The sequence below is a fragment of the Microbacterium sp. NPDC089696 genome, from assembly GCF_044749125.1.
GTDB lineage: Bacteria > Actinomycetota > Actinomycetes > Actinomycetales > Microbacteriaceae > Microbacterium.
Genome location: NZ_JBIVHF010000001.1, coordinates 311,473 through 333,123 on the forward strand (window position 1 = coordinate 311,473; position 21,651 = coordinate 333,123).

At 66.6% G+C, this 21,651-nt stretch carries 23 protein-coding genes; 12 read left to right on the forward strand and 11 right to left on the reverse strand.

Annotated features, from left to right (window positions below; genetic code table 11):
• Positions 1-43 precede the first annotated feature (43 nt).
• The 8 genes from ACIPY8_RS01495 to ACIPY8_RS01530 all read left to right on the forward strand — a co-directional run bounded on the left by ACIPY8_RS01495 (position 44) and on the right by ACIPY8_RS01530 (position 6,905).
• The gene (locus tag ACIPY8_RS01495; RefSeq protein ID WP_400814180.1) at positions 44-271 is read left to right on the forward strand and encodes a DUF2188 domain-containing protein; all 228 of its coding nucleotides are present in this window, start codon (positions 44-46) and stop codon (positions 269-271) included.
• Positions 271-1,047 (forward strand): 3-keto-5-aminohexanoate cleavage protein, encoded by a 777-nt coding sequence (locus ACIPY8_RS01500; protein ID WP_400814182.1) that lies wholly within the window; start codon positions 271-273, stop codon positions 1,045-1,047. Before ACIPY8_RS01495 ends, ACIPY8_RS01500 begins: the two co-directional genes overlap by 1 nt.
• 163 nt (positions 1,048-1,210) lie before the next feature.
• Complete coding sequence (locus ACIPY8_RS01505; protein ID WP_400814184.1) at positions 1,211-2,392, forward strand: MalY/PatB family protein; 1,182 nt, start codon at positions 1,211-1,213, stop codon at positions 2,390-2,392.
• Positions 2,393-2,440: 48 nt separating this feature from the next.
• Positions 2,441-2,968, forward strand: coding sequence for a PadR family transcriptional regulator (locus ACIPY8_RS01510; protein WP_400814186.1), 528 nt, complete (start codon positions 2,441-2,443; stop codon positions 2,966-2,968).
• Positions 2,968-3,732, forward strand: coding sequence for an alpha/beta fold hydrolase (locus ACIPY8_RS01515; RefSeq protein WP_400814188.1), 765 nt, complete (start codon positions 2,968-2,970; stop codon positions 3,730-3,732). The genes ACIPY8_RS01510 and ACIPY8_RS01515 overlap by 1 nt, the downstream gene beginning before the upstream one ends.
• A 33-nt stretch (positions 3,733-3,765) precedes the next feature.
• The gene (locus ACIPY8_RS01520; RefSeq protein ID WP_400814190.1) at positions 3,766-5,184 is read left to right on the forward strand and encodes an aldo/keto reductase; all 1,419 of its coding nucleotides are present in this window, start codon (positions 3,766-3,768) and stop codon (positions 5,182-5,184) included.
• A 187-nt stretch (positions 5,185-5,371) separates the two neighbouring features.
• Complete coding sequence (gene gnd / locus ACIPY8_RS01525) at positions 5,372-6,427, forward strand: phosphogluconate dehydrogenase (NAD(+)-dependent, decarboxylating) (RefSeq protein ID WP_400814192.1); 1,056 nt, start codon at positions 5,372-5,374, stop codon at positions 6,425-6,427.
• A gap of 7 nt (positions 6,428-6,434) precedes the next feature.
• Positions 6,435-6,905 (forward strand): GNAT family N-acetyltransferase, encoded by a 471-nt coding sequence (locus ACIPY8_RS01530; protein ID WP_400814194.1) that lies wholly within the window; start codon positions 6,435-6,437, stop codon positions 6,903-6,905.
• An 86-nt stretch (positions 6,906-6,991) separates the two neighbouring features.
• Here ACIPY8_RS01530 and ACIPY8_RS01535 read toward each other — a convergent pair whose 3' ends face one another.
• On the reverse strand, positions 6,992-7,366 hold the full coding sequence (locus ACIPY8_RS01535) for a VOC family protein (protein ID WP_400814197.1): 375 nt from the start codon (positions 7,364-7,366) through the stop codon (positions 6,992-6,994).
• A 53-nt stretch (positions 7,367-7,419) separates the two neighbouring features.
• A complete protein-coding gene (locus ACIPY8_RS01540; RefSeq protein ID WP_400814198.1) occupies positions 7,420-8,133 on the reverse strand; it encodes a helix-turn-helix transcriptional regulator in 714 nt (237 codons plus the stop codon).
• Positions 8,134-8,206: 73 nt separating this feature from the next.
• Here ACIPY8_RS01540 and ACIPY8_RS01545 point away from each other — a divergent pair, with 73 nt between their 5' ends.
• Together ACIPY8_RS01545 and ACIPY8_RS01550 are read left to right on the forward strand one after the other, a co-directional pair.
• The gene (locus ACIPY8_RS01545) at positions 8,207-9,088 is read left to right on the forward strand and encodes an NAD(P)H-binding protein (protein WP_400814200.1); all 882 of its coding nucleotides are present in this window, start codon (positions 8,207-8,209) and stop codon (positions 9,086-9,088) included.
• 137 nt (positions 9,089-9,225) lie between these two features.
• Entirely contained in the window at positions 9,226-9,792 is a 567-nt protein-coding gene (locus ACIPY8_RS01550) for a dihydrofolate reductase family protein (protein WP_400814202.1), read from the forward strand.
• Between the two features lie 7 nt (positions 9,793-9,799).
• Here the strand turns inward: ACIPY8_RS01550 and ACIPY8_RS01555 are convergent, their stop codons facing one another.
• Positions 9,800-10,975, reverse strand: a complete 1,176-nt coding sequence (locus ACIPY8_RS01555; RefSeq protein WP_400814203.1) for a MalY/PatB family protein — start codon at positions 10,973-10,975, stop codon at positions 9,800-9,802.
• A gap of 107 nt (positions 10,976-11,082) precedes the next feature.
• Between ACIPY8_RS01555 and ACIPY8_RS01560 the strand changes: the two genes are divergently transcribed.
• Complete coding sequence (locus ACIPY8_RS01560; RefSeq protein WP_400814205.1) at positions 11,083-11,352, forward strand: hypothetical protein; 270 nt, start codon at positions 11,083-11,085, stop codon at positions 11,350-11,352.
• 28 nt (positions 11,353-11,380) lie between these two features.
• Here ACIPY8_RS01560 and ACIPY8_RS01565 read toward each other — a convergent pair whose 3' ends face one another.
• Positions 11,381-11,557 (reverse strand): hypothetical protein, encoded by a 177-nt coding sequence (locus tag ACIPY8_RS01565; protein ID WP_400814206.1) that lies wholly within the window; start codon positions 11,555-11,557, stop codon positions 11,381-11,383.
• Positions 11,558-11,605: 48 nt separating this feature from the next.
• Between ACIPY8_RS01565 and ACIPY8_RS01570 the strand changes: the two genes are divergently transcribed.
• Complete coding sequence (locus tag ACIPY8_RS01570; protein ID WP_400814208.1) at positions 11,606-12,175, forward strand: TetR/AcrR family transcriptional regulator; 570 nt, start codon at positions 11,606-11,608, stop codon at positions 12,173-12,175.
• A gap of 75 nt (positions 12,176-12,250) precedes the next feature.
• Here ACIPY8_RS01570 and ACIPY8_RS01575 read toward each other — a convergent pair whose 3' ends face one another.
• The 7 genes from ACIPY8_RS01575 to ACIPY8_RS01605 all read right to left on the reverse strand — a co-directional run bounded on the left by ACIPY8_RS01575 (position 12,251) and on the right by ACIPY8_RS01605 (position 21,617).
• Positions 12,251-12,631, reverse strand: a complete 381-nt coding sequence (locus ACIPY8_RS01575; protein ID WP_400814210.1) for a hypothetical protein — start codon at positions 12,629-12,631, stop codon at positions 12,251-12,253.
• Between the two features lie 643 nt (positions 12,632-13,274).
• Positions 13,275-13,607, reverse strand: coding sequence for a hypothetical protein (locus ACIPY8_RS01580; RefSeq protein WP_400814212.1), 333 nt, complete (start codon positions 13,605-13,607; stop codon positions 13,275-13,277).
• 116 nt (positions 13,608-13,723) lie between these two features.
• Complete coding sequence (locus ACIPY8_RS01585) at positions 13,724-14,719, reverse strand: SDR family NAD(P)-dependent oxidoreductase (protein WP_400814213.1); 996 nt, start codon at positions 14,717-14,719, stop codon at positions 13,724-13,726.
• Positions 14,720-15,555: 836 nt separating this feature from the next.
• Complete coding sequence (locus ACIPY8_RS01590) at positions 15,556-16,941, reverse strand: reverse transcriptase domain-containing protein (RefSeq protein ID WP_400814215.1); 1,386 nt, start codon at positions 16,939-16,941, stop codon at positions 15,556-15,558.
• A complete protein-coding gene (locus ACIPY8_RS01595; RefSeq protein ID WP_400814217.1) occupies positions 16,934-17,629 on the reverse strand; it encodes an SLATT domain-containing protein in 696 nt (231 codons plus the stop codon). The genes ACIPY8_RS01590 and ACIPY8_RS01595 overlap by 8 nt, the downstream gene beginning before the upstream one ends.
• Positions 17,630-17,909: 280 nt before the next feature.
• Positions 17,910-18,389 (reverse strand): hypothetical protein, encoded by a 480-nt coding sequence (locus ACIPY8_RS01600; RefSeq protein ID WP_400814220.1) that lies wholly within the window; start codon positions 18,387-18,389, stop codon positions 17,910-17,912.
• A gap of 141 nt (positions 18,390-18,530) precedes the next feature.
• A complete protein-coding gene (locus tag ACIPY8_RS01605; protein ID WP_400814223.1) occupies positions 18,531-21,617 on the reverse strand; it encodes a type I restriction endonuclease subunit R in 3,087 nt (1,028 codons plus the stop codon).
• Between the last annotated feature and the right edge of the window lie 34 nt (positions 21,618-21,651).

Consider the following 21,651-nt stretch of genomic DNA (forward strand, 5'->3'; position numbering starts at 1 on the left):
TCCGGCCTGACGTAGGAAGGAAGCGACGGAGAGGACGCACCGCATGACTGCAGGAGACATCGAGACCTTCCAGCGCGACGGAATCTGGTTCAACCGCATCGAGGGAGAATCGCGCACCCTCGGCATGAGCTTCTCGTCGAAGGACGAAGCCGTGAAGGTCGGCCGCGGCGCAGCCGTCGCGCGCCAGGTGGAGCACTCCGTCCGCACCGAAGAGGGGCCGTCCGACACCGGCGGACTGTACGACTGGCATCCGCGCGAACTCATGAACTGATGTCCACCTCCGAACGCTCGCGACGGCCGGAGCGTCGGATGCTCCAGGTCTGCGTCAATGGCGCTCGCGACCTCGAACAGCATCCCGCGCTGCACGCCGATCCCGCGCTGCACGCCGATCCCGCGCTCGCCGCGGCCGACGCGGCCCGTGCCGTCGCCGCCGGAGCGGACGCGATCCACTTCCATCCGAAGGACTCCCGCGGCCGGGATTCGCTCGCGGCCGGCGACGTCGCCGACTGGCTCCGCGAGTTCCGGTCCGCGTGCCCGGGGACCCCGCTGGGCGTCACCACCGGCGCGTGGATCGAACCCGAGGTCGAACGGCGGATCCATGCGATCGCGACGTGGACCGAGCTGCCCGACTACGCCTCGGTGAACTGGCACGAGGCGGGCGCGTCGCGAGTGGCCGACCTGCTGCACCGCCGAGGCGTGCGCATCGAAGCGGGGATCTGGGATGCCACCGGGCTCGCCGCGTGGCGTGACTCGCCGTTGCGCGGCGAGTGCCTGCGGGTGCTGATCGAACTTCCCGACGAGGCCGCCGAGGTCGTCCGCGAGCACGCCGAGGCGTTGATCGCCCACGTCCGGGCAGAGGAGTCCGACATCGCGATCCTGTTGCACGGCGAGGAGCGCTCGGCCTGGCCGGCGCTCGCCGTCGCCGCCGAACTCGGACTCGAGTCGCGTGTCGGTCTGGAGGACACCCTCGTGATGCCGGATGGGCGCCCGGCGTTCGACAACGCCTCGCTCGTGCGCGCCGCGGCCGTTCTCGCGAGCCGCTCGTGACCGAGTCGACGGCGCGCGTGTCACGGATCGACACTCGGGATGCGGAGACGACGCGCGATTCGTAGGGTGGAAGCTCCCCCGCCGAAGGAGCCCATCGTGTCCGAGATCCGCACCGCGCGAACTGCGCCGCGATGTCGTCAGGCCCTCTGAGAGTCGCACGCGCATGACCGACTCGCCGCACCCCGCCCTGCATCCGTTCGACGCCCGGACGCGGTTCGACCTCGACCGTCCGGAGAGCCGGAAGTGGAGTCTGCACCCCGGACGCATCGGTGCCTGGGTCGCGGAGATGGACTTCGGCGTCGCCCCCGAGATCGCCTCGGCCATGCACCGGGCGATCGACGAGGAGAACCTCGGATACCTGTCGCCGGCCCTCGCCGGGAACCTCGGGCGCGCGACCGCCGACTGGATGCGCGAGGAGTACTCCTGGTCGGTGGACCCCGAGCACGTGCATCCGGTGTCCGACGTGATGGCGGCTCTGCGGGTCGCGGTCGAGGAGTACGCGCCGGCGGGGTCGCCCGTCATCGTGCCGACGCCCGCCTACATGCCGTTCCTCACCTTCCTCCCCACGATCGGGTATCCGGTCGTCGAGGTCCCGGGGGTCGAGATCGACGGACGCTGGCATCACGACCTCGAGCGCATCGACGAGGCCTTCGCGGCGGGTGCGCGCACCCTCGTGCTGTGCAACCCGCACAACCCCACCGGCACCGTGGTCGACCGGCAGGAGCTCGAGGCCCTCGCGGAGATCGTCGACCGGCACGGCGGCCGGGTGTTCGCCGACGAGATCCACGCCCCGCTGCGCTTCGACCGGCGACCGTTCGTGCCGTATGCCTCGGTCTCGCCGGCGACCGCCGCGCACACCGTGACCGGCACGAGCGCCTCCAAGGCGTGGAACATCCCCGGGCTCAAGACCGCGCAGCTCGTGCTGTCGAACGATGTCGATCAGGAGCAGTACCGCCGGTTCGGGTTCTCGGTGCAGCACGGGGCGTCCACCCTCGGTGTCATCGCATCGACGGCCGCGTATCGCGAGGGGCGGCCGTGGCTCGACGGCGTGCTGTCGTATCTGTCGGAGTCGCGGCACCTGCTCGGCGCCCTCGTTGCGGAGCACCTTCCCGGCGCCGTCTACCGCGAGCCGGACGCGACCTACATCGGATGGATCGACGTCAGCGCCCTGGCGATCGACGGCCCGCCGGGGGCGTTCTTCCGCGAGCATGCGGGGGTGGTGCTGACCGAAGGAGCGCTGCTCGGTCGCGGATACGACGACTTCGTGCGGCTCGTGTTCGCGACGCCGCGACCGATCCTCGCGGAAGCGCTCGCCGCGATGGGGGATGCTGTCCGCCGCGGCTGACTCCGCTCATACTTGCATAGTCCACTATATGTGTGGTCCCCTATACGCATGCACCTCCGACATGCGATCCTCGGCCTCCTCGACCTCGCGCCGCAGAGCGGCTACGACCTCGGTCGCGCGTTCGAGAGTTCGGTCGCCCACTTCTGGCACGCCGACCAGTCGCAGGTGTACCGCACGCTCGACCGGCTCGAGGCCGACGGCGCGATCGAGACCGAGACGATCGCCCAGACCGGCAAGCCCGATCGCCGCGTGCACACGCTCACCGCGCTCGGTCGCGCCGAGCTCGCGCGCTGGCTCGCCTCCCCGCTCGAGGGGCTGAAGCCGAAGGAGCCTTTCCTCGCACGACTGTTCTTCGCCGCACCGCTCGGCGTGGACGGCGTGCTCGCGCTGCTGGACGAGCGCGAGGCCGAAGTGGACGCGGCGATGACCGGTCTCCAGGCACTGCCCGCGGCGAGCGGCGACCTGGGAGCGGTGCTGCGGATGGCCACGCTCGACGCCGGACTCCGGCAGGGAGAGGCCGAACGGGAATGGCTCCGGGCGACACGTCGCGCGGTCGCCGCGGCGGTGGAGTCCTGATGGACGCCGACTATCCCGTCGAGCACGGCGAACCGACGGGCGAGACGATCGTGCTGCTGCACGGCGGGAACGTCGGCAACTGGATGTGGGAGCCGCAGGTCGAGCGACTCGCGGGCAGGCACGTGCTCACCCCCGACGTGATCGGCTTCAACACCCGCGCCGCGGAGCCGTGGCCGGGCCTCGCGGGAGCAGCCGACGACGTCGCAGCCCTCATCCGCGAGCGGGCCGTCGACGGGCGCGCTCATGTCGTCGGCCTCTCGATGGGCGCGGTCATCGCGGTGCACCTCGTGGCTCGGCACCCCGACCTGGTGCGTTCGTGCACCGTCACCGGCGCGATGATGGTCGGCGTCGAGGGGATGCAACGGCGCCTCGCGGAACTGCAGCTGCGGGCGTGGGACCGCCGGTGGTTCTGGCGGATGCAGTCGGCGATGTTCCGGATCCCCGGCGACGCGCGTGAGCAGTTCATCGCCGCGGGCATGGGCGTGACCGCGGAGACCGCCCGGACCATGTACCGGGAGATCTTCGACGGGTCGATGCCGGAGGGGCGGTTCGCGTATACGGGACCCCTGCTGGCGATCGCCGGTGAGCACGAGGCCGGCGACGTGCGACGCGCGTTCCCCGCTCTCCGCGAGGCCGCGCCGCAGACGCGGACCTGGATCGCTCCGCGGATGCGCCACGTCTGGAGCATCCAGGACCCCGACCTGTTCACCCGCACGGTCCTCGACGTCGTCGACGGTGGAGTCGTTCCCGCGGGGTCCGCTTGACCTGAACTGCGGTTCAGGTCGGAGGATGGGGGCATGGATGAGATCGTGCTTCCGCCGCTCGACGTCGAGGTTCCTCCCGAGGGGCTGACGATCGGCGAGGTCGCCCGCGCGACGGGGCTCGCGGTGTCGACGCTGCGCTTCTACGAGCGTCGCGGCCTGATGCTCGATCCCACGCCCCGGGACGGCGGGGGGAGGCGTCGATACGACGCGAGCGACCTCGCGTGGATCGGCGGTCTGCTCATGCTCCGCGCGACCGGGATGCCGGTGGCGGAGATGCGCGCTCTCGCCGAGCTGTCGCGTCGCGCGGGCACGGAGGGCGACCGGCTCGACATCCTGGAGGCGCATCGGGAGCAGGTGCTCGCCGAGCTCGCCCGCACGCAGCGGCATCTCGCCGCACTGGACACGAAGATCGAGGCCTACCGGCAGGTGGTGGCCTTCTCGCGAGCTCACGGCTCGCGAGAAGGAGGACTCATGAGGAACACGACTCTCGGCGACGGTCTGACGGTGTCGGCGATCGGGCTCGGCGCGATGGGGATGAGCGCGTTCTACGGGCCGACCGATGAGACCGAGGCGGTCGCGACGCTCCGGCACGCGGTCGACATCGGGGTGACGTTCATCGACACCGCGGAGGCGTACGGACCGTTCGAGAACGAGAAGCTCATCGGGCGGGCGCTCGGCTCGCGACGCGACGAGATCACCATCGCGACCAAGGCGTCGTCCGAGACCGACGACGACGGCACCGTGCACGGCCGCAACGGCAGTCCGGCGTACATCCGTCGCGCGTGCGAACGGTCGCTGCGGCACCTCGGCATGGACGAGATCGACCTCTACTATCTGCATCGCGTCGACCCGCAGGTGCCGATCGAGGACAGCGTCGGGGCTCTGGCCGACCTCGTGCGCGAGGGCAAGGTCCGTCACATCGGACTGTCCGAGGCATCGGCGCCGACGCTGCGCCGGGCGCACGCCGTGCACCCGATCGCGGCCGTGCAGTCGGAGTTCTCGCTGTTCTCGCGCGACATGCTCCGCAACGACGAGAAGGCCACGGCCGACGAGCTCGGCATCGGCGTCGTCGCGTTCTCGCCACTCGGCCGCGGGACGCTGACCGACAGCATCCGCTCACTGGACGAGCTCGCGCCGACGGATGCGCGTCGGCGGCTTCCGCGGTTCCAGCCCGAAGCGTTCGCGGCGAACCGGCGCCTGCTCGAACGGATCGAGGCCATCGCGCGCGAGAAGAGTGCGACCGTCGCCCAGATCGCCCTCGCCTGGGTGATGTCGGAGGGCGTGGTGCCCATCCCCGGCACCCGGCGTCGGGCGCGTCTCGACGAGAACGCGGCCGCGGCGGACCTCGTGCTCTCCGCGGAGGACCGGATGCGGCTCGCCGAGGCGCTGCCCGAGACGGAGATCGCCGGCTCGCGGGACGGGATCGACGCCCCCGACGGCGTCGATCGCTGAGGCCCGGCATCCCCGACGCTGCCGCGAATCTCGGAGATGCGCACCTTCTGCGGCCAATCCCGCCCGGGCGATCCGCAGAACGTGCGACTCTCCGAAAAACGTGCATCGCCGAGTCACCCCCTTGGACCCATCCGGGCGCGCGTGTGAGGATGACGACATCCCCCTGCTCGGCGATGGAAGGAACCTCATGCAGCTCGCGATGATCGGACTCGGACGGATGGGCGCCAACATCGTGCGCCGCCTCATGCGGGCGGGACACGACTGCGTGGTCTACGACGTCAGTGCGGAGGCCGTGCAGGCGCTCGTCGCCGAGGGCGCGGTCGGCGCCGACAGCATGGCCGACCTCGCGTCGAAGCTCGAGGCTCCGCGGGCGGTGTGGATGATGGTGCCGGCGTCGCTCACCGGTCAGGTCGCCGACGAGGTGGCCGCCGTGCTCGACGAGGGCGACATCCTCATCGACGGAGGCAACTCGAACTACCGCGACGACGTGCGCCGGGCGGCGGCGTTCCGCGAGCGGGGCATCCACTACGTCGACGTGGGCACGAGCGGCGGCGTGTTCGGACTCGAGCGCGGCTACTGCCTCATGGTCGGCGGCCCCGACGAGGCCGTGCAGCACCTCGAGCCCGTGCTGCGCACGATCGCCCCCGGAGCCGGGGAGATCGAGCGGACACCGGGACGCACGGGCGACCTCAGCCCCGAGGAGCAGGGCTTCCTGCACTGCGGGCCCTCGGGTGCGGGCCACTTCGTCAAGATGGTCCACAACGGCATCGAGTACGGGATCATGGCGTCGATCGCCGAAGGCCTGAACATCCTCCACAACGCGGATGCCGGGGTGCGCGAGGCGGAGCATTCGGCCGAGATCGCCCCTCTGGAGGAGCCCGAGTACTACCAGTTCCCCATCGACACGGCGAAGGTCACCGAGCTGTGGCGTCGCGGATCCGTCGTGTCGTCGTGGCTGCTCGACCTCACCGCCGCCGCGCTGAACGAGAACCCCACGCTCGATGGTCTCGCCGGACGCGTCTCGGACTCCGGTGAAGGACGCTGGACCGTCAAGGCCGCCGTCGACGTCGGGGTGCCGGTGCCCGTGCTCGCGGCATCCCTGTTCGAACGGTTCGCGTCGCGCGATGAGGACCACTTCGCGAACCAGGTGCTGTCGGCGATGCGCCTGCAGTTCGGCGGCCACAAGGAGCTGCCGGCCGGTGACGTGCTCGAAGCGGGATCGCGCAAGGCCGAGTCGGAGTAGACACTTCATGAGCGCCCCTCACGCCTCCCGCATCCGCACCGCACATCCTGACGACGCCCCGCGCATCGCCGAGCTGCTGCACGCGTTCAACACGGAGTTCGACACCGAGACGCCGGGCGTCGACGTGCTCGCACGACGTCTGCGAACCCTGCTCGCCGGGCAGTCGACGTTCGCGGTGCTCGGTGACGAGCCGGCGGTCGGAGTCGCGCTCGTGACCCTGCGTCCGAACGTGTGGTCGGACGGGCCGGTCGCGCTGCTCGACGAGATGTACGTCGACCCGGCCGATCGCGGCGGGGGCATCGGCGGGGCGATCCTGCAGGCGGTCGTCGAGGCGTGTCAGCGACTCGGCGTCGCGGAGATCGAGATCAACGTGGACGAGTCGGATGCCGACGCCATGCGGTTCTACGAACGGCACGGCTTCCGCGGCGCGGACCCGGACACCGGCGAGCGGGCGTTCTACTTCTCGCGGACCCTCTGAGTCCGGGCTCGCGGTACCCGCGCGCTCGACCGGCCAAAGATGGAAAACGCTCCGGAAGCAGACTCTTCCGGAGCGTTTTCCATCTCTCAGCGCCTCCAGCCCGCCCAGTCGGGCCGGTCGACGATGCAGAAGCGGTTGCCCTCGGGGTCTTCCAGGATGATGTAGTCCGCGTCGTCGGGGCGGCCGTCCCAGTGCACTTCGTGTGCGCCGAGGTCGGTGAGCCGCTCGACCTCGGCGGCCTGATCGTCGGCGTAGATGTCGAGGTGGATGCGCGGCGGAAGGACCCGCTCGGAGTGGTGGGCGTCGAGCGCGATGCACGGCGCTTCGGCGTCGCGCGGCTTCAGCACGACCCAGTCGTCGTCGGCCGGGTCACGCTCCACGTAGTCGAGGGCTGCCTTCCAGAACGCCGTCTGCGCGGCGAGGTCGTTCACGCGGATCACGATCGACACGATCTTCAGCATGCGGCCACGGTAGGCCGGGACGCGGGCCTCGGGGAAGGGGTTGTGCCCCGGACTCAGCCCGACACCCGTCCGAAGTCGCTCGTCAGCCAGGCCTCGATCGACGGGAACAGGAACTCCCGCGACGCATGCACCCCCGGGAGCACAGTCGCCGACCGCATCCGATCGAGCCGGAACAGCCGCCAGTCGTCGCGGTCGATGTCGTATCCGACGACGTACCACTGCCGCTGACGCAGGAAGTGCCGGTATGGCTCGACCACCCGTTGCGTCTCTCGGCCGTGCTGGTCGGTGTAGTCGAAGGCGACGCGGGCGCCCTGCGCGACGGCATCCGACAGTGTGCCGACGAGGGCGAAGTCGACCGGGGCCGGTCCGGCCTGCAGGATCTGCGTCGCGAGCGCGGTCGAGGCAGCGCGCCGACGCAGCGCCGGCGGCAGGGTCTGCTCGAGCTTGGCGCGGGCGACGGATGCGGCGGGGTCGTCGGGCGTCCAAGTCTCGAGCACGAGCAGAGCGGTGATGATCGTGGTGACCTCGTCGGCGTCGAGCAGCAGCGGCGGGATCTTCGTGCCCGGATGCAGTCGATAGGCCGCGCCGGGGCCGGGCCGAGACCGCACGTCATAGCCGAGATCACGGAGACGCTGGGCATCACGGCGCACGGTGCGAGGGCTCGCATCCAGGCGCTCGGCGAGTTCGTCGGAGCTCCACTCGCCGCCGGTCTGAAGCAGCGACAGCAGGTGCAGCGCGCGGTTCGAGGGGGAGTCCACGCTTCTCATGATCGCTCATGATGCGGCCAGTATCAGGCCGCATCTGCGTCTACCGTGGGGTGTCCACGACGAGAGGACGATCATGCGCATCGCAGTCACGACCCCGAACGGCAACGTCGGACACCACCTGACCAGGATGCTGGTTCGCGCCGGCATCCGACCGCTGTTGCTGACCCGGCATCCTGAGAGCATCGCGGCCGAACTCGCGCCGTACGTCGATGTCGCGGAGGCGGATTCGCAGGATGCGGCGCAGGTCGTCGCCGCGACGCGCGGTGTCGACGCGATCCACTGGGTGGATCCCTCGGTCATGTCGGACGACCCGCTGACCGATTACGCACGGGCGACCGATGCGCTCGTCGCCGCGGTGACCGAGAACCGGATCGGACGCGTCGTCTTCCAGAGCAGCATCGGCGCCGAGAAGCGTCACGGAGTGGGCGAGATCGACGGACTGGCCGCGACCGAGCTCGCGCTGGACGCTCTCGACATCGACGTCACGCATCTGCGCTGCGGGTACTTCTTCTCGAACGTGCTGCTCGACCCTGAGTCGCTGCGCGCCGGACGGCTGACGACCGTGCTGCCGGTGGACGCGCCGATGGCGTGGGTCGCTCCGCGCGATATCGCTGAGGTCGCCGCGCTGACCCTGCTCAACCGGGAGTGGAGCGGGCGGCGCGTGCAGGCCGTGCACGGTCCCGAGGATCTGACCTGGGCTCGGGTGGCCGCGCTGTTGACCGAGGAGCTCGGGCGTGAGGTGGTGGTCGAGCGCATCTCGGACGAGCAGATGCGTCAGGGTCTGCTGGAGGCCGGGATGCCCGAGGCGATGGCCGACGCCGTGCTCGGGATGTCGACCGGGATGCGCGAGGGGTTCGTGCCGGAGCAGGAGCGCACGGCGGTCACGACCACGCCGACCGGGCTGCGCGGCTGGGTGCGGGAAGAGCTGGTGCCGGCGCTCGCCGCCACACGTTGAGAGATGGAAGACGCCTCCAAGAGCGAGTCGCCAGATGCGTTTTCGATCTATCGACGGATCAGCGGAGGAGTCGCCCGAGAATCCGCGGATCGGCGTACGCTGACGGCATCCGGGCCCCGCATCGAAGGAGCAGCGCCATGAGACCACTGCGGTATGCGATCAACGTCACGCTCGACGGCTGCGTGCATCACGAGGCCGGCGTCGCGCCCGACGAGGAGCTGATGCGCTTCTGGACAGAGCAGATGGAGCAGTCGGATGCCGAGCTCTACGGCCGTGTCACGTACGAGATGATGCGGGAGGCGTGGCGTCGCCCGGACGACGGGGTCTGGCCCGACTGGATGGAGACGTGGGAGCACGATTTCGCTGACACGCTCGACCGGGCGAAGAAGTACGTCGTCTCGAGCACGCTCGACGAGGTCGACTGGAACGCCGAGCTCGTCCGGGGCGACCTCGAGGAGGCCGTGCGGCGGCTGAAGGAGCAACCGGGCACGGGCCTGTCGGTCGGCGGGCTCGCGCTGTCGAGCGCGCTCACGGATCTCGGGCTGATCGACGAGTACCTCTTCGTCGTGCATCCGATCGTCGCCGGTCACGGCCCGTACCTGCTCGAGGGTCTGCGCGAGCGGGTCAGGCTGGAGCTCGTGGAGCGGCGGGAGTTCGGTGCCGGCGCGACCCTCATGCGTTACACGCCCGCAGCGCGGAGCTGAGTGCGCGTCAGGCCGCGGCCGACCGCTCCTGCAGTGCGCGGGCGATCCGCTCGACGGCCTCGATCAGCACGGGTCGGGGCATCGCGAACACGAAGCGCGTGAATCCGATCGCGGCCTCTCCGCACGCGGCGCCGTCGGTCATCGCGACGCCCGCGTGCTCGCGGAACCATTCGCCGAGGTCGCCGGTCAGCCCGGTCGACCGGAAGTCGAGCAGGGCGATGTAGCTCCCTTCGGGCACGATCATCCGCACGCCGGGGAGCTTCTCGGACACGAGCTGCGACAGCATCCGCCGATTCCCGTCGAGGTAGTCGACCACGCCGTCGAGCCATTCCCCGCCCTCGGCGTACGCGGCGGTGTTGGCGAGCACACCGAGGGTGGAGGTGCCGTGGCCGGCCCAGAACCCGAGGCTCTCCCACAGCGCGGCATCCGCGTCGTTCGAGATGATCACCTGGGCGCATTTGAGGCCGGCGAGATTCCAGGCCTTGGAGGCCGACGTCGCAGTCAGCGTGTGTGCGGCGGCCTCCGCCGAGACCGAGGCGTAGGGGATGTGCTGCGCCGGGGCGTAGACGATCGGCGCGTGGATCTCGTCGGAGAACACCCGACCGCCCGCCGCCGTGACGGTGTCGGCGATCGCGAGCAGCTCATCGCGCGTCGCGACCGTGCCGAGCGGGTTGTGCGGGTTGCAGAGCACCAGCATCTCGCCGCCGTCGCGGAACGCCTGCGCCACGGCATCCAGGTCCATCACCCAGCGGCCGTCGACCTCGATGCTCGGCACCTCGATCACGCGCCGACCGCGCAGCGGCGGCACCAGGAGGAACGGCATGTACGCCGGCGTCGGCACGATCACGGCCGACCCGGGAGTCGTGAAGTGCTCGATCGCGAGCTCGAACGCGTGGATCACATCGGGCACGTGGTGCACCCGCTCGGCGACGACGTCCCACCCGTACTGCGACGAGTACCACTGCGCCGTCGCCTCGGAGAGCGCGGTCGCCGCGGCGGTGGGCAGGTATCCGGTGAGGCCGGCGTCGAGAGCATCCTTCACCGCGGTGCTGACGGCGGGCGCGAGTCCGAAGTCCATCTCCGCGACGAACGCGCCGATCGTGTCGGAGAACGTCGTCCATTTGACGCTGCCCGCACCCCGCAGATCGTCTTGCGTGATCAGGTCGAACGCACCGGGATTCATCCCGCCTCCTCCGCGTGGTGATGATGCTCGGGATGCCGTCGCAGGGGCGAGGCGGGAGCCCTTCCATCCTTCCATCGGCGGGAGGGGGTGGGGCGTAGTCTGTGCGGATGAGCGAGCCGGAGCCGTCGTTGATCCAGCAGCGGATCGCGCTGGATCGGAGCAGAGGGTGGGCCGTGTACGGGATCGTCGGTCCGCTCGTCGGTCTCGGGTTCGCTGTCGCCCTGGTCTTCGTCGGTAACCTGCCCTGGCTCTATGCCATCGCGGGCCTGGTGTTCATCGCATCAGCCGTCGTCTCCGCGTTCCGGTTGCGTGACGCGAGGCGGGATATCCGGGAGTTCGAGGAACGGTACGGGGAGGATGCCGGGACGCAGGGCTGAGTCGGGCTCCCCGCCCGGCGACCCGCACCTAGCGGACCTTCTTGAAGTCCTTCCCCTCGTCGATCCAGCGGGTGTGCGCACGGAGGCCGTGGAAGACGCCCTGGCGGATGACCAGGTAGGTGAGCAGCAGCCCGACGACGGTGCCGAGGATGATGAGCGTGATGTTGAAGATGAGCAGCAGATTGAACTGGGTCTCGAAGTCCATATCGCGACCATAGCAACGGTGCGCACGCATCCTCACTAGCCTGGAGGAATGCCCCGTCCCCGTAGTGAAGCCGCGCGCCAGTCCGTGCTCGAGGCGATGCGCGCCGCCGTCATCGCCGGGACGTACGAGGCCGTGACGATCGAGGGACTCGCGGAGTCGGCGGGCGTCGCCAAGCAGACGATCTACCGCTGGTGGCCGTCGAAGGCGGCGATCCTCGGCGAGGCGCTGCTCGAGGGCGACCTGTCCGGTGCGGATGTCGAGGTGCCGATGACCGACGACGTCCGGGCTGATCTGCACGCGTGGTTCTCCGCGACATCCGAGGGGCTCGCGCGGCCCGAGGGCGTCGCGCTCGCTCGCGCGCTGATCGCCGTGACCGCCACCGACCACCAACTCGGACTCGCGCTGAACGAACGACTGGCGGCGCCGATCCGGACGTGGGTCGCCGAGCGGATCGCGCGCGGGCAGGTCGACGAGGAGATCCGCGCGGACGTGGATGCCGCCGCCATCGCCGATCAGCTCATCGCGATGGCGTCGTACGCTGCACTGATCGGGCAACCGTTGAGCGAAGAGCGCATCGAGGAGACGGTCGCGCGGCTGCTGCGTGGCATCGCGCGGTAGCCGGTCGTCAAGCGAAGCCGACGAAGTCGCCTGAGACGAATCGTCGCGACCTGACGTCGAGCCGCGCGGCGTCGCTTACGGCGTGCAGTAGGCGACGATGTCGTCGGTCGCCGTACGCAACTGCGTGGACGCCGCATCCACTCCGCTGACGTCTCCGGCCAGAGCCTTCTCGCCCTCGGTGACGAAGGCGTCGATGCTCGTCGTCCACGAATCGCGAAGGGTGACGAACTCGTCGGGGCCGTCGATCCCGCGGATCTTCTCCGACACCGCACGCACCTCGTCGAGTGCCGCCTGCGCGGCCTCGGGAGTCGGCGAACTGAGCTCGTTGATCGCGCCCGTGACCTGCACGGCCTCAGACGCGACCTGCCCGCACGCCGCGAGAGTGGCGGCCTGAGAGCATCCGGACAAGAGCAGGATGCCGACGGCCAGAGTCGCGAGGGCGGGAAGGCGCTTCATGAGGTCAGGGTAACTGGCGGAGATGTGAGGACCGTCGGGCTTTCTCCGGCTGCGCCGAAGCGAACTGTGGACAACTCGGAGTGTCCTCATAGGTGTGCTTCGCTGGCGATATGGACTTCGTGGCGTTCCTCATCGTCTTCGGCGTGGTCGGCGCATCGCTGTTGCTCGGAGCCATTGATCGTTCGCGGTACAGAATCGTCGCTGGAGGATAAGGGGCTGCACGAATGATGTTTGTCGCTATCGGGGTCGTCCTTTTCGCGTGGGGCGTGTTGGTGGAGCGCTCCAGCAGAGTGGTCGGGACCACCTTGGCGCTCCTCCCTGTCCTGGTGTGGGCCGGGTTACTGTTCGCGATGCAGATTGACGGTGATCTTGACTCGCGAGAAGCAGCTGACCACGCCATGGCCATGATGGTCGGCCTTCTGGCGTTCACGCTCGGTTCGAGCATCGACAGCATCAGAGCAGCGTGGCGGCGGTTTCGGCAGCGAGGGGCGAGACGGGACTGAGTGAACGCGGACATCTTCGTGGTCGCGCCCCGTTCGTAGAGAGAGCGAAGCGAGACGCGGTGAGTCGACGTCCTGGTTGGACCACGGAGGGGTCATCGGGAATCGCTCCTTCGTGAGGAGATTGACGTGCCCGGGGGTGATCAGGCGCGAACGTCGCCGAGGTTCGACGCTTCGAAGCGTCGGAGTAGGAGCAAGGACAGGAGACCGGCAAGGACGAGCGTCAGCGCTCCTGCGGTGACCCAAGACCCGGTGATGGTGACGGCGTTCGTCCCGCCAGCATCGTGAGACCCCTCGAACGTGACGATGAACGGAATGACGAAGGTGCTGGCGGTCGCGAACGCGGCGGCTGCGAGCAGCATCCCCGCCGTCGCCACGAGCCCGGCAGTGATGCCGAGGCACCAGGTGATGATGAGCAGTCGCCCCAAGATGTCGCTGGAGCTTTTCGGGGCACTGGCGTCGAGAGCGCGCGACATCCGAGTCGCCCCCTTCCGATGACGGTCTGGCGGTAGCCGCAACCGCGACCCACTACGCCATGAAAGCGCACGAATGAGGACGCAAGCAATATTCTTGCTGTGCTCGCGGGAGTGTCCTACTGCACCGACCATCCTCCATCCGAAGCGAGCACGGCGCCGTTGATGTTCACGGCGTCGTCCGACAGCAGGAACGTGATCGACGCGGCGAGATGCTCGGCGGTCGCAACGGTGGGGATGGCCTGCTGGAACGGGGCGAGGCGTCCGGATCCGTACTCCGACATGTTCGGCGGCATCGGGATGCCGGTCGCCACCCCTCCGGGTGCGACGCTGTTCACGCGGATGCCCTTCGGCCCGTACATGAACGCCGCGGACTTCGTGACGCCGATGATGCCGTGCTTGCTCGCCGTGTAAGCGTTGCCCGAGGCATTGCCGCGGATGCCCGCCTCGCTCGAGACGTTGAGGATCGCGCCGCGGCCGATCTTCTCCATGATCGGCAGCACCGCGCGCATGAGCTTGAACGGGGCGGTGAGGTTGATGGCGATGACGCGATCCCACACGGCATCCGTCGTCTCGCCCGCGGGGGAGAAGTCGTCGTTGATGCCGGCGACGTTCGCGAGTCCGTCGATGTTGTCGCCCGCGGCGGCGATGACGGCGTCGATCGCGTCCTGCTGGGTGAGGTCGCCGGCGACCGTGACGATGTCGGGCAGCTCGGCCTTCAGCGCGTCGAGCTTCTCGGCGGAGATGTCGGCGGCGATGACGCGTCCGCCTTCACGGGCGATGCGGGATGCCGTGGCCTTGCCAATCCCGGATGCGGCACCCGTGACGATCACGGTCTTGCCGGCGAAGCGTCCCGTGGTGGGGGTCTCGGTCCAGCCTTCGGTTTCTGCGTCTTCGGGGATCTCGCCGTTGTTGGCTGCGCGGACGAGGTCGTCGACGACCGACTGCGGGAGCTGTCCCTGGCTCATCGCGACGAGCTGCTGCAGCGGGAGGCCGAGAACGGGCGTGAGAAGCTCGGGGTCGGCGCCTGTCTGCTCGAACAGTCCGCGGATGAGCGGCCCACCGGTCGGGTCGTTGAGCCAGTCGCCGATCGTGGAGTGGGCGGTGAGGGCCATGAGGTGCTCCTTGGGCTTGTTCGCTGCGTTCGAGTTTCGCAACAGTTCGTCTACTTATGGATGAGTGTACGCCTGAGTACGCTCTAATGGTGCCTCGTCCTCGTAGTGAGAAAGCCCGCCAGTCCGTGCTCGACGCCATGCGCGCCGCCCTGTCGGCCGGCGGATACGAGGCCATGACGATCGAGAGCTCGCGGATGCCCCGGGGGTGCCGAAGCAGACGATCTATCGGTGTTGGGGGTCGATGGCGAGTTACGTGGCGTTGGTGGGGCGGCCGTTGGGATGAGCGAGTTTGAGGGAACGGTGAGGGTGTTGTTGCGGGGGATTGCGGCGGTCTAGCGGCCGCCTGATGCCACCGGCATCGGGGATCAGGTCGCATCGGGAAGTTCAGGGATGAGGCCTCGATCTACTGCGCGGTTCCTCGCCTGGGCGTCACTCCGCCGATGTTCTGTGACGCCGCACTACGAACGATAGGAGAAGCGAGAGCGATCGTTCGCAGGACGAACTGGCGCCCGAGAATGCTCCGCGCGGACGTCCGCGCTTCCCGCCCGAGAACTTGGTGGCAAACCGTCGGCCGGTCGAGCGGGTGGAATCCGTGGCTCGCGAGGGGGCGACGGTAGCTTAGGTGGCGCTGGTGTGGGTTCCGTCGCGCGGTGTCGTGCCGACTCTGGGGACGGGGAGAAGGGACCGGTTGGGCGAGAACGCGGGGGCGGCGGAGATGTCGCTCAGCGATGACGAGCGGATGCGGTTGGCGAATGCTGTGCCGGTGGCGGAGGATGTGGGTCGTGCGAGGGGATCGATGCGGGGCGGGGTGGACCGGTGAGGAGGCGACGACATGCCTATCTCCCGTAGTTTGGCGTCAGATCCCGCTCCAGTGTGTGAACGTGGAGGCGAGTGCGTCGTGCGAACTCTCTATCGACCCAGACAGAGCCGTTCTCATTCATTCTCTGCTCGGACATGCCAAAGATCGAGCTGAGGACCTCACGTTTGTCGTCAAATTTGTAACTGTCGAAGTTTGGGATGTAGCCCGTCGCATCGATCGCTCGCTTTGCCCACTTGCGATATGTGCGTACGAAGGACTTTTGGCCCAACGACTCGCGCAAACCGTGTTTTGAAGCGAGCACACTCACGAAGTGATCCAAGTCTCTGAGAATTCCGATGTCGGTTAGCAAGGCGTAATATTGTACCCATCCTCGACTTTCTTTGTCGATGACGCAACCCGTGATTCTGAGATTGAGGAACCACGCGAGTCGCGCATGAGCAAGATGCTGGACGCGAAGCTCTGGGGACGCAATCTCTTTGCTATATCGAGCAAATGACAACGCTATCGATCGTTTCAGGCGGTGGACCCCCGATGCTCGAACGCTCACGGCGCCGGGTGAAACTCGATAGCCGAGGAACTCAACGCCGTCACGCAAACGCCCCCATTGGCTTTTCCCGCCGGAAGTGAAGGGGTGAGGCTCTACGCCGGTGAGCTTGAGACTCGCACGCACTTTTCGATGTAGTTGTTGATGCCGGTCTCGTCGAGTTAAGAACAACATGTCGTCTGCGTACCGAAAGTAGCGAACACTGTCGTCATCACGCCATGACCCATCGAACTCCTCCATCACAAGTTCGGCAAGAGAGTTCGAAATTGCTAGTCCTTGCGGGATACCCCGTGAACCGGTTTCGACCCGAGAGGGAGCATGGTCCGCGATAGTTGGTGTCCGAAGCGCTCTGCTCAGGAGCCGACGGAGTGCGTCGACCGTGATGTGCCGCTCCAACTCCTGCTCGACTGCATCATGCTGGACGCTGGGATAGAAATTTCGGAGGTCTAGACGGACTACGTGGTCGAAACCCGATGATTGGGCGGACTCGACAAGCCGTTTCATGACTCGGTTCGGCGATTCGCGGCGAGACTGCGGTGCTTCGAAGAGCAGGGAAGAGTTCATTATCTGCAGGGGAGCCCGATCTTTCGCAGCTGCTACCGAAAGTCGCCGAGGCGGGACATCATAGGATTTCGGCAACAGTCGCTCCCGGTACGAAATGAACGACCAATCTCCCGCTCTAAGCGCCGCGCTAATATTGGCGAGATCTTTTTCGGAAACCGACTTCGCATATGCTTCGGGGAGTTGTCCGTCTCTGCCTCTCGCAGCTGACCGCCGTCCTAGTCGAGTAATTCTTCGCGCAATTTCAGATTCGTCGGTCGCCACATCGAAAACGAGCTCTTCGAGTGATTTAGGCATTGATCATCCACCTTATGGCGGGGAGCAAGAGCGGCAGGAGCAAAACGGCTATCGCAACAGGCAATGCAGTTAGGCTCCAGCTGGCGAACAATTGCACGCGCGCACTGAAAGGAATCTGCTGAGGGGTGTTGCCCTTTCGGCGATCATTATGATTCTGATCGCGAACCACACCCCAATAATCCGCGGAAGAATGATTCTGAGTCTTGTCAAGAATCTCTTGATATTGCGTCGAGGCCCTGGAGGCTGCGCGATTACGTGACCATCCGTTCTTCAACCGCAGGTTATCTCCTTCTATTTCGACGGAGATGCGTTGAAGGTCCCTATATGCATTAAATAGCCTCTCGGCGTTTACTGCATAATTTGCCGTTGGAACAATAATCGAGGCAACCAAAGTCAGCACTGAGAGCGCGACAAGAAGAACATCGGTTCGATCACTGTATACCCCGGGGGCAGCAGAGGCGACGATGGCGACGATGAGAGTGATCACGGGAGAGGTAACGAGGGGCAGGTTCCACAGTTGACCCCGCACGCGCATCCGGTTTGCAGTGCGAAGGCGCGCCCGATAGGTGACGTAAGCGCGATGCTCAAGAAGGCTCAGAGCGTCTGCCTCGATCTCCCTAGCTTTCCGGTGGGTCCGGCTGCCCCGGCCTCGGCCGTCGTGAGAGATACCACTTTCATGGCCGCTCACAGATCATCACTGCTTTGAATAAAGCTTCGCCACCCAAGGGTGGCCGCACGAAGTGCGCTCGGATACATTGCCCTCACCTTAATGAGGGAACGACAGCCGGACCCTCGCGAGAAGATAGCACACTCAAGGGGTTCGGGAGGTAAATCCTGACGCGCGTGAATCGGCTGCGGCGGCGACACACGACGGTTCAATGACCGCGAAGAAGTGCGAACAGCCCCACTGTGGTGCCTCGCCGGGTGCGCGCGGCGGGCCTCTGACGTCGAACACCGAGCTCCTCGCACTAGCGAAGCCCGCGCCAGAACTGACGCCACACCCCGATCGTCATCGGATCGTTCCCGGTCCGCCAATACTCGCGGAGTAGATTGAGCTCGTTAGGAGGTGTCTTGGAGACAATCTCTGCCATTACTGGATCATCTCTATGCTCGAGGATCGACACGCACCAGAGGGACCAGCTGTCGTTCGTGACCCATCCATCTGCCCGGGCGTCAAGCTCGTCCTCGCAGAGCCGCAGCTCAGCCCACCGAACAGCAAACGGGATAGCGACCGAGATCGCGCCATTCCAGCGTCTGCGCGGCCGCTTCTTGTCTTGTAGCATCCAATACCGTTCGACATACCACTGGTCGGCAGCTCGGCGCTCTCGTTTTCGCTCCTGGAAGAAGGGCACGACCGCGAAGACCACTGCCACTCCCGTGACGACGGTAGCTATTTCCGCGAGTATGGACAGCCACTCCCAGCCTGTGACGGTCGCTGAAAAGATCATGGGTCGAGCGTAACTGTGCGATCAAGAACGACATGCCGCCGCCAGTTCTCGTCTAGTTGAGTTGAAGGCGATCGATGCAATCAAAGGGCGTGCTCACGAGGTCGGAGACATCGACGTTCTGCAGTTTTCCGGGTGCAGGACTCAGCCCGCATTGGCCGCCCGTTCGGCTTCGCCTCGCGTCTTCTCATAGAGACCCATCGCGACGAGCACGTCCACGATGCCAGCAAAGTCGCTCTTCTGTAGCAGAGCCTTCATCGCGTTGCTGTGTCCGACGGCGGAGGCATACATAACGTCTTCGAGCTCGGCGACGATGGTCGGCGACGTCTCGAAGTCGATGGGGGTGTTCGCCATCGCCTCGGCTTGGATCTTCGGGTTGTCGACGACGTGACGGAGGATGGTCTCGGCCGCGCTGACCCCGTTGATTTCGTCGACGTCAGTGCCGGAGAACAGGGTGTTGATCTTGTCGATCACGTCTTGCAGCAGTCCGTACTTCGCTTCCCGAGGCTGCGCGGAACCCGCCGCTGTGATGCCTGACAGCTCGCCCGGTGTCCCCGATGTGAGCCCGAGACTCTGCGCGTCGAGCTTGCGCAGCCGGTAGTGCGTGAGCACAATGTCGTCGGTGTTGATGGCCGACGGATCGGCTTCGTCCCGTTCGATGGCGCGGCGGTACACGCGCAGGAAGATTGCCCACTTCTCGATGTCGGTATCGCCGTAGTCCATGATCTGCGACAGAAAATCGTAGGCACGCACGAACGAGAACACGGTGCCGCGGAACTCCTCCAACCGTCCCTTCTCGAGGTCGTCGGACGAATCCACCGCGTCTTTCCACCGGTCCCAGAACACGTCGCGCGACGACTTGATGTGCGAGTACAGCGCGTTGTGGCTCGACTTCGTAAGCCAAGCGTTCACGACGGCATCGACGTCGTGCGGGTCGATGATCGACATGCTGCGGAGCTTCATGAGCATGTCGTGGATGATGTTCGGATCTGACGGTTCGGTCAGCTCGGCGTCTTCGTAGTAGACCTGGAATGCGGAGAGGATCTCTGCCGGATCATTGACGAAGTCGATGACGTAGGTGTTCTCCTTGCCCGGAATTACGCGGTTCAGGCGCGACAACGTCTGCACGGCGGTGATGCCGGAGAGTTTCTTGTCGACGTACATGCCGACAAGCAGTGGCTGGTCGAATCCGGTCTGGAACTTGTTGGCGACGATCATCACCTGGAACTCGTCGCCGGCGAACGCCGCCTCGAGCGACCGTCCTTTCAGCCCAGGATTCAGCGAGGTCTCGGTGAACTCTTCAGGCCCGGATTCCGCATCGGTGACAGCGCCCGAGAACGCGACCAGCGTGCCCAGGTCACCGTCGAGCTTGTGGTCCTTCAGATACGCATCGATGGCGAGCTTATAGCGCACCGCCTCTTTTCGGGATCCGGTGACGACCATCGCCTTCGCCCTGCCGCCGAGTTCGCTCCGCACGTTCGAGCGGAAATGTTCGACGATGACGGCGACCTTCTGCGCGATGTTCGTCGGATGCAGCCGCACCCAGCGCATCACCTCGCTGCCGGCCTTCGCTGTGTCGATCTCGACGTCGAGTCCGGTCGCTGTGTCAGTGTGGGCGAGACCGAAGGCGAGGTCGTAGGGCAGGTAATTCTTCAGCACGTCGAGGATGAAGCCCTCTTCGATTGCCTGCTTCATCGAGTACAGGTCGAATGCCTGCTTCGCGCCCGTGGAGTCTTCACGACCGAACAGCTCGACGGTCTTGCCCTTGGGCGTCGCCGTGAACGCGAGGAACGAGATCGTACCGATCCCGACCTTCCGCGCCATGACGTCGGCGAGCACGTCTTCTGCGTCGATGGTGTCGCCCTCCGTATCCGCGCCGGTGGCAGTGAGCACCTGCTTGAGGGATGCCGCGGCCTCGCCGCTCTGCGACGAATGCGCCTCGTCGGCGATGACCGCGTAGCGGCGCCCGGCGAGGCCTGTGTTCTTCTCGATCTCTTTGAGCGCATGCGGGAACGTCTGCAATGTCACGCCGATGATCTGCTTGCCGGCCAGCAGTGCCTCGGCAAGCTGCGCCGACTTCGACGTATCGCTGCCGCGGGTGATGGGCTGGAACACACCGGATGTCGTCTCCAGCTGTTCGACCGCCCGCTGCAACTGCCCGTCGAGCACCTGTCGATCGGAGACGACAATCACTCCGTCGAACACCTTCTGGCCGGTGGCCTCGTGGAGTTGCGCCATGCGGTGCGCGGCCCACGCGATCGAGTCGGTCTTGCCCGACCCGGCGGAATGCTGAATTAGATAGTTGTAACCGGGCCCCTCGGAGAGCACCGCGCGTTCGAGCTTCGAGACCGCCCGCCACTGGTGGTACCGCGGAAACCGCAACGCTTTGTCGTAGGTCCTCTTGCCGTCGATGGGGTCGGTCTTCTCGGTGAAGCGGTAGTGCAAGAACCGTCCGACGAGGTCAAGCCACGTGTCACGTTCGAGAATCTCTTGCCAGAAGTACCCCGTCGGGCTGGTGCCCGGTATCGCGGCATTGCCGGCACCGTTGTTCTTGCCCCGGTTGAAAGGAAGAAAGCGCGTGTTCGGTCCGTCGAGCTTGGTCGTCATGTGCACTTCTTCGTTCGTGACAACGAAATGCACCAGAGCGCCCCGCCCGAACGACAGCAGCGGCTCGCCTTCGGGCCTGCGGTCGTTCGCATACTGCTTCAGGCCCGCGGCGAGACTCTGAGTGAGGTCGGTCTTCAGTTCAATAGTGGCGACGGGCAGACCGTTAACGAAGAGCACCAGGTCGATGCGATTCGTGTGCTTCGTCGAGTAGGTCACCTGCCGCATCACGCGGAGCTTGTTCGCCGCAAACCGCTCGACTGTCGTCGCGTTCAGGGACGTGGCCGGACGTGCCTGAAACAGCGAGAACTTCGCGTTCAGCACACCGATCGACGACTTCAACAGGCCCAACGTGCCGCCGCCGTTCATCGTGTCATTCGCCTGCGCCGCCACGATGCGGTCGAGGATCTGCTTGCGACCCAGGTCCCGGGATGCTTCGGATGCTGCCGGCTTCACCAACTTCTCAAGTTGCTCGGGCTGAGTTGATTCGAGCCACGCAAACACGTCCTTCGGGAACAGTGCCCGCTCGCGGTCGTAGCCTTCGGCGGTCGGTGAATACTCCCACCCGTGCGCCGCCAGGTGCTCGCAGAGCTCGGTCTCGAATGCTTCCTCGTGCTGTATCGCCACAGGCTCACTCTGGCAGTCCGCGGCGAGGATTGTC

Coding starts and splice junctions, on each gene's coding strand:
- ACIPY8_RS01495 (WP_400814180.1), top strand. CDS start 44: ATGACTGCAGGAGACATCGAGACCTTCCAGCGCGACGGAATCTGGTTC.
- ACIPY8_RS01500 (WP_400814182.1), top strand. CDS start 271: ATGTCCACCTCCGAACGCTCGCGACGGCCGGAGCGTCGGATGCTCCAG.
- ACIPY8_RS01505 (WP_400814184.1), top strand. CDS start 1,211: ATGACCGACTCGCCGCACCCCGCCCTGCATCCGTTCGACGCCCGGACG.
- ACIPY8_RS01510 (WP_400814186.1), top strand. CDS start 2,441: ATGCACCTCCGACATGCGATCCTCGGCCTCCTCGACCTCGCGCCGCAG.
- ACIPY8_RS01515 (WP_400814188.1), top strand. CDS start 2,968: ATGGACGCCGACTATCCCGTCGAGCACGGCGAACCGACGGGCGAGACG.
- ACIPY8_RS01520 (WP_400814190.1), top strand. CDS start 3,766: ATGGATGAGATCGTGCTTCCGCCGCTCGACGTCGAGGTTCCTCCCGAG.
- gnd (WP_400814192.1), top strand. CDS start 5,372: ATGCAGCTCGCGATGATCGGACTCGGACGGATGGGCGCCAACATCGTG.
- ACIPY8_RS01530 (WP_400814194.1), top strand. CDS start 6,435: ATGAGCGCCCCTCACGCCTCCCGCATCCGCACCGCACATCCTGACGAC.
- ACIPY8_RS01535 (WP_400814197.1), bottom strand. CDS start 7,366: ATGCTGAAGATCGTGTCGATCGTGATCCGCGTGAACGACCTCGCCGCG.
- ACIPY8_RS01540 (WP_400814198.1), bottom strand. CDS start 8,133: ATGAGAAGCGTGGACTCCCCCTCGAACCGCGCGCTGCACCTGCTGTCG.
- ACIPY8_RS01545 (WP_400814200.1), top strand. CDS start 8,207: ATGCGCATCGCAGTCACGACCCCGAACGGCAACGTCGGACACCACCTG.
- ACIPY8_RS01550 (WP_400814202.1), top strand. CDS start 9,226: ATGAGACCACTGCGGTATGCGATCAACGTCACGCTCGACGGCTGCGTG.
- ACIPY8_RS01555 (WP_400814203.1), bottom strand. CDS start 10,975: ATGAATCCCGGTGCGTTCGACCTGATCACGCAAGACGATCTGCGGGGT.
- ACIPY8_RS01560 (WP_400814205.1), top strand. CDS start 11,083: ATGAGCGAGCCGGAGCCGTCGTTGATCCAGCAGCGGATCGCGCTGGAT.
- ACIPY8_RS01565 (WP_400814206.1), bottom strand. CDS start 11,557: ATGGACTTCGAGACCCAGTTCAATCTGCTGCTCATCTTCAACATCACG.
- ACIPY8_RS01570 (WP_400814208.1), top strand. CDS start 11,606: ATGCCCCGTCCCCGTAGTGAAGCCGCGCGCCAGTCCGTGCTCGAGGCG.
- ACIPY8_RS01575 (WP_400814210.1), bottom strand. CDS start 12,631: ATGAAGCGCCTTCCCGCCCTCGCGACTCTGGCCGTCGGCATCCTGCTC.
- ACIPY8_RS01580 (WP_400814212.1), bottom strand. CDS start 13,607: ATGTCGCGCGCTCTCGACGCCAGTGCCCCGAAAAGCTCCAGCGACATC.
- ACIPY8_RS01585 (WP_400814213.1), bottom strand. CDS start 14,719: ATGGCCCTCACCGCCCACTCCACGATCGGCGACTGGCTCAACGACCCG.
- ACIPY8_RS01590 (WP_400814215.1), bottom strand. CDS start 16,941: ATGCCTAAATCACTCGAAGAGCTCGTTTTCGATGTGGCGACCGACGAA.
- ACIPY8_RS01600 (WP_400814220.1), bottom strand. CDS start 18,389: ATGATCTTTTCAGCGACCGTCACAGGCTGGGAGTGGCTGTCCATACTC.